Source organism: Kitasatospora sp. P5_F3, assembly GCF_054049135.1.
Window position 1 is genome coordinate 1 of record NZ_JBFUMY010000118.1, and the last position, 8,971, is coordinate 8,971.

Sequence of the window (8,971 nt, forward strand, 5' to 3'; positions counted from 1 at the left end):
GCTCGGCGGCCCCCTCCCCCACCGCGACCGAGATGATCRCCATGCCGACGTCCACCGTCGAACCGGCCGGGAAGAACAGCGTCTCGACGACCCCGTTGAACGGGATCGGCAGCTCGACCGCCGCCTTGGCGGTCTCCACCTCGCAGACCACCTGACCGTCCGTCACCACGTCGCCGGGCTTGACGTACCAGGTCAGGATCTCGGCCTCGGTCAGACCCTCGCCTACGTCCGGCATCTTGAACTCGCGGAGCGAGCGCACCTCAGTGGTCATTTCGCTCCTCTTCTCAGAACGCCATCGTGCGGTCGACAGCGTCGAGCACACGGTCCAGGTCGGGCAGGTAGGACTCCTCCACCCGGGACGGCGGGTACGGGGCGTGGTAGCCGCCGACCCGGAGCACCGGGGCCTCCAGGTGGTAGAAGCAGCGCTCGGTGATCCGGGCGGCGAGCTCGGCGCCCAGGCCCATGAAGACCGGCGCCTCGTGCACCACGATCGCCCGGCCGGTCCGCTTCACCGACTCCTCGACGGTGGCGAAGTCGATCGGCGAGATCGACCGCAGGTCGACCACCTCGAGGCGGCGGCCGTCCTCCTCGGCCGCGGCGGCGGCCTCCTGACAGACCTTCACCATCGGCCCGTACGCGATCAGCGTCGCGTCGGCACCCGGCCGGACCACCCGCGCGGCGTGCAGCCCGAGGTCCGCCGAGTCGCCGACCTCGCCCTTGTCCCAGTAGCGGCGCTTCGGCTCCAGGAAGATCACCGGGTCGTCCGAGGCGATCGCCTGCCGGAGCATCCAGTGCGCGTCGTGCGCGTTGGAGGGCGTGACCACCCGCAGGCCGGCCGTGTGCGCGAAGTACGCCTCGTGCGACTCGCTGTGGTGCTCGACCGCGCCGATGCCGCCCGCGAACGGGATCCGGATGGTGACCGGCATCTTGACGTGCCCGAGCGCGCGGGCGTGCATCTTGGCCAGCTGGGAGACGATCTGGTCGAAGGCCGGGTAGACGAAGCCGTCGAACTGGATCTCCACCACCGGGCGGTAGCCGCGCAGCGCCAGGCCGATCGCGGTGCCGACGATGCCGGACTCGGCGAGCGGGGTGTCGATCACCCGGTCCTCGCCGAAGTCCTTCTGCAGACCGTCGGTGATCCGGAAGACACCGCCGAGCTTCCCGATGTCCTCGCCCATCAGCAGGGTCTTCGGGTCGTTCTCCAGCGACTTGCGCAGCGCCTCGTTGAGCGCCTTGGCGATGCTGAGCTGACCGGCCATCAGTGGTTCTCCCCGCCCTCGAAGGAGGCGGCGTACGCCTCGTACTCCGCCCGTTCCTCGTCCACCAGAGTGTGCGGCTCCGCGTAGACGTGGTCGAAGATCAGTGTCGGGTCCGGGTCGGGCATGTTCCGGACGCCCTCGCGCACCCGCAGGCCGAGCTGCTCGCTCTCCGCCTCCAGCTCGGCGAAGAACGCCTCGTCGGCCAGGCCCTCGTGCTCCAGGTAAGCCTTCAGCCGGGAGATCGGGTCCTTGGCCTTCCAGGACTCGGTCTCCTCGGTGGCCCGGTAGCGGGTCGGGTCGTCGGAGGTGGTGTGCGCGCCCATCCGGTAGGTGAACGCCTCCACCAGCACCGGGCCGTTGCCGCTGCGGGCGTGGTCGAGCGCCCAGCGGGTCACCGCGAGGCAGGCCAGCACGTCGTTGCCGTCCACCCGGACGCCCGGGAACCCGAAGCCGGAGGCGCGGCGGTAGAGCGGGATCCGGGTCTGGTTGGTGGTGGGCTCGGAGATCGCCCACTGGTTGTTCTGGCAGAAGAAGACCACCGGCGCGTTGTAGACCGAGGCGAAGGTGAACGCCTCGCTCACGTCGCCCTGGCTGGAGGCACCGTCACCGAAGTACGCGATCACCGCGTCGTCCGCGCTGTCCTTGGTGATGCCCATCGCGTAACCGGTGGCGTGCAGGGTCTGCGCGCCGATCACGATGGTGTAGAGGTGGAAGTTCTTCTCGTTCGGGTCCCAGCCGCCGTGGTTCACACCGCGGAACATGCCGAGCAGGTTCAGCGGGTCGACGTCGCGGCACCAGGCCACGCCGTGCTCGCGGTAGGTCGGGAAGGCGTAGTCACCGGTGCGCATCGCCCGGCCCGAACCGACCTGGGCGGCCTCCTGGCCGAGCAGCGAGGCCCACAGGCCGAGCTCGCCCTGGCGCTGCAGCGAGGTGGCCTCGGCGTCGAAGCGGCGGACCAGCACCAGGTCCCGGTAGAGCGAGCGGAGCTCATCGGGCGTGGTGGTCAGCGGGAAGTCCGGGTGCTCGACCCGGATGCCTTCCGGCGTGAGCAGCTGGATCAGCTCCGGCTGGGCGTCCGGCTGGGACTCCGAAGACTGAGCCTCCGAAAGAACTGGCGGGAGGGTGTCAGGTACGGCGGGGGCAGCCTTCTTGCGCGCCCTCGTCGTGCTTTTGACGGTCACGTTCACTCCTCGGTCTGTCCGGCCGCCCGGGGTCGCCGGTGACCGGTCCGGTCACCGCCTCGCAGGAGCGCGTGGGTATGCGCACCGATCTGCTCAGCAGGTGGTGTTCCTTTTCCGACGGCGTCCCATTACGAGAACGTTACCCAGCGCAGCCCCTTGGCGCTTCTGCGCTAGGACGTCCTAGTTGTTCGGGTCGAGGAGCGCCGCGGGTGTGGCGCGGCTCTCATTTCGTGGCCGTCAGGACACCTGCGCACGCTATCCGGGCAGCAGTCTCCGCGTAAGGGGGTAACGGGCATCAATTTCCGGATGGTGACCGGCACGGAGGATAGGACTTCGGTCCGTATTCATGGGAGCATTCGGCCGTGACTGGAAACGGACAAATCAGGGTATTCCTGCTCGATGATCACGAGGTCGTCCGCCGGGGCGTGCACGAGCTGCTGTCGATCGAGGACGACATCGAGGTGGTCGGCGAGGCCGGCACCGCCGCCGAGGCGCTCACCCGGATCCCGGCCGTCCAGCCGGACGTCGCCGTGCTCGACGTCCGGCTGCCGGACGGCAACGGGGTCGAGGTCTGCCGCGAGGTGCGCTCGCAGAACCCCGAGATCAAGTGCCTGATGCTCACCTCCTTCTCCGACGACGAGGCGCTCTTCGACGCCATCATGGCCGGGGCCTCCGGGTACGTACTGAAGGCCATCCGCGGCACCGACCTGCTCTCCGCGGTCCGCGACGTGGCGGCGGGCAAGTCGCTGCTCGACCCGATCGCCACCAGCCGGGTGCTCGCCCGGCTGCGCGACGGGGGCGAGAAGGAGGACGAGCGGCTCGCCCAGTTGACGAAGCAGGAGCGCCGGATCCTCGACCTGATCGGCGAGGGGATGACCAACCGTCAGATCGGCAACGAGCTCCACCTGGCCGAGAAGACCGTCAAGAACTACGTCTCCAGCCTGCTCGCCAAGATGGGTATGGAGCGCCGGACCCAGGCCGCCGCGTACGTGGCGAGGCACCAGGCGGACCAGCACCACTGAGAGCAGATCGCTGACACTGTGTCAAGTACCCCTGCCGGTAAGCACTACGCTCAGGGGACGTGACCCAAGGCACCTCCTTCGCGTGCGCACCGGCTCGCCCGGACACCAGCGCACCCCCCATCGGCACGCTCAGCCCCCCGGTCCAGGACCGCACCCTGGCCGGGGTGCTGCGCACCTACCGGCTGGCCCGGTTCAGCGCCATACCGGTCGCCGAGGGCCTGCTCAACCGGGGGTACCGGGTGGAGACCGGCACCGGCCGGTACTTCCTCAAGTGCTACGTCGACCAGGCCACCGCCACCCGCCCGGTGGTCGCCGCCCAGCACCGCGCGACCACCGCACTGGCCGCGCTCGGCCTGCCGGTCGCGCCCCCGGTGCGGACCCGGGACGGCCGCACCTGGACCAGCCACGGCGGCCGCCTGTTCGCCCTCTTCCCGTGGATCGAGGGCGAACACCGGCACGGCACCGAGTTGGACCTACGGCAGTGCGGCGAGCTCGGGGCGCTGCTCGGCCGCCTGCACGGCGCCCTTGCCGAGGTCTGCGCCCCCGTCCGACAGCCGGCCGGCCACCGGTCCGCCGACCCGGCGGAGACCGCCCTCCTGGTCGGCCGCCTCCGTGAACAGGCCAGGGCCGCCGGGGCCGGCCCCTTCGACACCCTCGCCGAACGACGGCTCACCGAACGGCTCGACCTGCTCGACACCCACCGGCACCGCCGCCCCGTCCCGCAGGCCGCCCCGCCCACCGGCTGGACCCACGGCGACTTCCACGGCCTCAACCTGCTCCACCGGCACGGCCGGGTGACCGCCGTACTGGACTGGGACAAACTCGGCCCCCGCCCCCGGGCCGAAGAGGCGGTCCGGGCCGCCACCCTGCTCTTCGACGACCGCGGCACCGGCGTCCTCGACCTCAACCGGGTCCGCCGCTGGTCCCGCGCCTACCGCAGCACCGGCGCCGCCGGCACCGCCGACCTGGCTGCCGCCGCGCACCGGGTCTGGTGGGAACGCCTCAACGACCTCTGGATGCTCCAGTGGCACTACCAGCGCGCCGACCACCGCGCCGACCACCTCTTCGCCGCCTCGGCCGGCCAACTCACCTGGTGGTGCCAGGAGTACGAACAGGTCCTCGACGCCCTGACCAACTGAAGTCTGCCTACGGGTTCGAGTTCGCCGCCGGAGTGCTGGGCGGAGCCGGGTTGGACGGGGAGTCGGTGGGTGTCGGCGTCGGGGTCGGGGTGGGTTTCGGCGTGGGAGTCGGACTCGGCGACGGCGTCGGGGTCGGGGTGGGCGTCGGCGTGGGGGTCGGCGTAGGAGTCGGGGTCGGGGTGGGCGTCGGCGTGGGCGTCGGACTCGGCGACGCCGTCCGGGAGTTGGTCTTGGTGGGCGACGGGGACGGCGACTCCGACGGGGACGGTGTGGCCGAGGCGGAGCTGGACACCGCGGGGGTGACCGGCGGGGTGCCCTTGTCATTGTTGTTCAGTGCCAGCCCGATGCCGATGCCTGCGGCGCCGAGCACCAGCAGCACCCCGGCCACCACCGGCCAGGGATTCCGTCGCCGCTTCGGGTCCTCTCCGCCTGACCCGTCGTCACCTCCGCCGCCGACGCCGTCCCCGCCGCCACCGCCGACCGCCGGGTACGGCGCCGAGGGCGTCTTGAACGGCGAGCCCACCGGATAGCCCAGCACCGCCGTCGGATCGGTACCGGCTCCGACACCACCGAGCGGCTCGGTGATCGCGGTGCCCCCGCTCGGGACGCCTTCGTAGCCGGGGTAGCCGCCGGTGTTCCCGGACCCGGCCGCCGCCAGCCCGGCCGCCGCGGCCGCCGCGGCGGCAGCGCCCGCCGCGTAGCCGGCCCCGGCCGCACCGTGCATCTCCCGGAGCGCGTGCTGCAGGTGGGCCCGGAACTCGTCCGCGCTCTGGAACCGGTCGTCCGGGTCCTTCGCCAGCGAGCGCAGCACCATCGCGTCCAGCTCGACCGGCACCCGGCCGTTGGCCTCCGAGGGCGGCACCGGCGCGTCCTGGACGTGCTGGTAGACCACCGAGAGCGGGGTGTCACCGGTGAACGGCGGGCGCAGCGCCAGCAGTTCGTAGAGCATGCAGCCGGCCGCGTACAGGTCGGAGCGGTGGTCCACCGGCTTGCCGAGGGCCTGCTCGGGCGAGAGGTACTGCGGGGTGCCCATCACCATGCCGGTCTGGGTCATGGTGCTGGCCGGGCCGGTGAGCGCGCGGGCGATGCCGAAGTCCATCACCTTGACCGCGCCGCCGGTCGTGATGATCACGTTGGCGGGCTTGATGTCCCGGTGCACGATGCCGTGCCGGTGGCTGTAGGCGAGCGCCTCCAGCACCCCGGCGATGATGATCAGCGCCTGGTCGACCGGCGGCGCCTCCTCGTCCACCAGCAACTCGCGGACGGTGCGGCCCTCGACCAGCTCCATCACGATGTACGGCGTGGACTCGCCGTTCTCGATCTCTTCGCCGGTGTCGTAGACCGCGACGATCGAGTGATGGTTGAGCGAGGCGACGGAGTGCGCCTCACGGGTGAACCGGAGCCGGGCGGTCTCGTCCTGGGCCAGCTCGGTGCGGAGCAGCTTGACCGCGACGGTCCTGGCCAGCCGGATGTCCTGGGCCGCGAACACCTCGGCCATCCCGCCCCGGCCGAGCCGGTGGGTGAGCCGGTAGCGGCCCTCGCCGACGGTGCCGAGCGGTGCGGCGGTGCCCCGTCCCGGCGTGCCCGGCCCGGGGCCGCCGGACGCGGGCAGCAGAGCCGTCTCCGCCGTCTCGGCGGTGCTGGGCGTGGGGGTGGCCGTCGGCACCTCGGGCGTCTCGGGGGTCTCGTCCGCGCCGTCGCCCGGCTGCTGTGTCTGTGCCATCACTCCTCGCCCCGGGCGGGTCGCCCTGTCAGTTGCGTCCTTGGAACGCTACCGCTTCGGCGGGCCCGCCGTGCCGTGGCGGAGCCGGTGCGACGGTCAGATCGGCCGGTCCGGGAGGTACTGGCTCGAAGCCGTCGACCCGCCGGTGTCGTAGGTGTCGTTCTGCCGGTTCTGCTCCTGCTTGGCCGCCACGATGGCGACGATCACCGAGGCCAGCACGATCACCCCGATGATCACCCCGATGATCACGAGCGCGGTCGAGCAGCCGTTCCCCTTCGCCGCCTGCGGAGCGAACTGCGGTGCGGCGTACGGCTGCTGGGGGTACGGCTGCTGATGACCCAACGGGTACGGCGACGGCTGCTGCTGCGGGAAAGGCCCCGGCGTGTGCGGCCCCGGGTACGGCTGCGCGAAGGCCGGCGGCGGGGTCTGCGGGCCGTACGGCGGCGGGGTGGACGGCTGGTACGGCTGGTGCACCTGCGGGGCGGGCCCGCGCAGGTCGCCACTGACCTGCGGGAAGCCGGTCAGCGAACTCCCGGCCGCCCCGGGGCCGCCGGCCGACACCGAACGCGGGCCCTCGCCGATCACCAGCGGGGTGGCCACCCGCAGCGGCGTCCCGGCGTCCGGCGCCCCGGCCGCGATCCGCTCCAGCTCGGCCCGCATCGCCTCCGCGGTGGGGAACCGGTGCGCCGGGTCCTTGCGCATCGCCCGGGCCACCAGGGCGTCCACCCCGGGGCGGACCGCCGGGTTGAGCCCGGACGGCGCGGGCGGCTCCTCCTGCACGTGCTTGTACGCGATCGAGAAGGGCGAGTCGCCGTCGAACGGCAGCTGCCCGGTGAGCAGTTCGAACAGCATGCAGCCGACCGAGTAGAGGTCCGAGCGGGCGTCCACGCTCTTGCCGAGCGCCTGCTCCGGCGAGAGGTACTGCGGAGTGCCGACCACCATGCCGGTCTGGGTCATCGAGGTCACCCCGGACTGCAGGGCGCGCGCGATGCCGAAGTCCATCACCTTCACGGTGCCCTTGGCGCTGACCATCACGTTGCCCGGCTTGATGTCCCGGTGCACCAGGCCCTGGTCGTGCGAGGCCTCCAGCGCGGACAGCACCGCCCCGGTGATCTTCAGCGCCTGGTCGGCCGGCATCGCGCCGTACTTGGCGATCGCCTCGTTCAGCACGTCGCGGAGCGCCTGGCCCTCGACGTACTCCATCACGATGTAGGGGGTGGTCGCGCCGTCCGGACCGACGTCCTCGCCGCTGTCGAAGACCGAGACGATGTTGGTGTGCTGCAGCCTGGCGACCGCCTGCGCCTCCCGGCGGAACCGCTCCCGGAACGCCTGTTCCCGGCCCAGCTCGGTGTGCAGGGTCTTCACCGCCACCTTGCGGTCCAGCACGGTGTCGTGGGCCAGGTGGACGGAGGCCATCCCACCCTGGCCGAGCAGGTGCCGCAGCACGTACCGGCCGCCTGCCAGCGAGTGTCCCTCGCCCGTGCTGCCGTCCTCGCCGCTCATGCTCTCCTGCTTCCCCCTCCGGCTGCGGAGGTGTCCCGGCTGCCCAGCCGTCCGGGTGCAGAACCGGACCGACCCCGGCCGCCGGCCCACAGGGGCCGACGACAGGGGTCAGGGTATCGGCTCGGCGAGCCGCCACCGGGTGCCGGGGCGGGGCCGTGTCCGAGCTGGAACGAAGTCCGTGCAGCAGCTCTACAGGTACGGCCCCGAGCGGATACCCCGCCCCTCGACCGGCTCGTCGAACTCCGCCTCGGCGCCGTGGCTGCCGGGCGGCAGCGCGCGCCGCATCTGCTCCAACTGCGCCCTGGCGGCCATCTGCTGGGCGAACAGCGCGGTCTGGATGCCGTGGAACAGGCCCTCCAGCCAGCCGACCAGCTGGGCCTGGGCGATCCGCAGCTCGGCCTCGGTCGGGATGCTGTCCTCGGTGAACGGCAGCGAGAGCCGCTCCAGCTCCTCCACCAGCTCCGGCGCCAGGCCGAGCTCCAGCTCCTTGATCGAGCTGGCGTGGATGTCCTTCAGCCTGGCCCGGCTGGCCTCGTCGAGGGGGGCCATCCGGACCTCCTCCAGCAGCTGCTTGATCATGCTGCCGATCCGCATGACCTTGGCGGGCTGCTCGACCATCTCGGTCACCGGCAGCTCGCGTGGCTCCATCGCCTCGCCCTCGCCGAACCGGCCGAACCCGGCCCCGGGGACCGCCCCGACCGGCATCCCGTCCGGGCCCACGATCTGCACCTTCGGGGCGTCCTCCGACTGCGACCGTTCGTTCATCGGCTTAGTCATAGCTCCTTCATATGCTTCACGCGGGGGGAGGGTCAACTCACCGACCATCATGCCGGGTACGAGACCGCCCGCGCCGCCGATCCGGCCTGACCCGCTGTCAGCGGCGGCGCAGCCGCAGGCCGACCAGCGCCAGCCCGCAGCCGATCATCGCCAGCCCGGCACCGAGCGGCAGCTGCAGGTTGGAGGCGTCGGTCCAGCGCAGCGGGGCGGTGAAGCCGGCCGCCATCTGGACGGCAGCCGCAGGCCGGTCGGCCGACTCCACGGGCTCGGCCGGTGCTGCCTGCTCCGCCTGCTCGCCGGGCTCGGTCGCCGAGCCGGTCGGGTCGGCCGGTGCGGCGCGCTCGGCCGGCGGGGCGGCCTGCTCGGC

Annotated in this window: 7 protein-coding genes and 2 pseudogenes; 2 read left to right on the plus strand and 7 right to left on the minus strand. The window is 72.1% G+C overall.

From position 1 onward, the window contains the following. The 3 genes from ACXJMZ_RS34950 to pdhA all read right to left on the minus strand — a co-directional run. On the minus strand, positions 1-271 hold a 271-nt coding region (locus ACXJMZ_RS34950; protein ID WP_457034043.1), incomplete at its 3' end, for a biotin/lipoyl-containing protein. A 13-nt stretch (positions 272-284) separates the two neighbouring features. After that, positions 285-1,259: an alpha-ketoacid dehydrogenase subunit beta gene (locus ACXJMZ_RS34955; RefSeq protein WP_457034044.1), complete on the minus strand. Its 975-nt coding sequence runs from the start codon at positions 1,257-1,259 to the stop codon at positions 285-287. After that, on the minus strand, positions 1,259-2,446 hold the full coding sequence (pdhA, locus tag ACXJMZ_RS34960; protein ID WP_457034045.1) for a pyruvate dehydrogenase (acetyl-transferring) E1 component subunit alpha: 1,188 nt from the start codon (positions 2,444-2,446) through the stop codon (positions 1,259-1,261). The genes ACXJMZ_RS34955 and pdhA overlap by 1 nt, the downstream gene beginning before the upstream one ends. A 356-nt stretch (positions 2,447-2,802) precedes the next feature. On the opposite strand from pdhA, the gene ACXJMZ_RS34965 reads away from it, so the two are divergent. Then, positions 2,803-3,462 carry a response regulator gene (locus ACXJMZ_RS34965; protein ID WP_457034046.1) on the plus strand — a complete coding sequence of 220 codons (660 nt, stop codon included), beginning with the start codon at positions 2,803-2,805 and terminating at the stop codon, positions 3,460-3,462. Between the two features lie 59 nt (positions 3,463-3,521). Beyond that, a complete protein-coding gene (locus ACXJMZ_RS34970; RefSeq protein WP_457034047.1) occupies positions 3,522-4,601 on the plus strand; it encodes a phosphotransferase in 1,080 nt (359 codons plus the stop codon). Positions 4,602-4,608: 7 nt separating this feature from the next. Here ACXJMZ_RS34970 and ACXJMZ_RS34975 read toward each other — a convergent pair whose 3' ends face one another. The 4 genes and pseudogenes from ACXJMZ_RS34975 to ACXJMZ_RS34990 form a co-directional block, all read right to left on the minus strand. After that, on the minus strand, positions 4,609-6,324 hold the full coding sequence (locus ACXJMZ_RS34975; protein ID WP_457034048.1) for a protein kinase domain-containing protein: 1,716 nt from the start codon (positions 6,322-6,324) through the stop codon (positions 4,609-4,611). Between the two features lie 174 nt (positions 6,325-6,498). Continuing rightward, positions 6,499-7,827 (minus strand): annotated as a pseudogene (locus ACXJMZ_RS34980) (protein kinase domain-containing protein); the annotation flags it as partial. Positions 7,828-8,016: 189 nt separating this feature from the next. Then, a complete protein-coding gene (locus ACXJMZ_RS34985) occupies positions 8,017-8,604 on the minus strand; it encodes a bacterial proteasome activator family protein (protein ID WP_457034049.1) in 588 nt (195 codons plus the stop codon). 97 nt (positions 8,605-8,701) lie between these two features. Next, positions 8,702-8,971 (minus strand): annotated as a pseudogene (locus tag ACXJMZ_RS34990) (hypothetical protein); the annotation flags it as partial.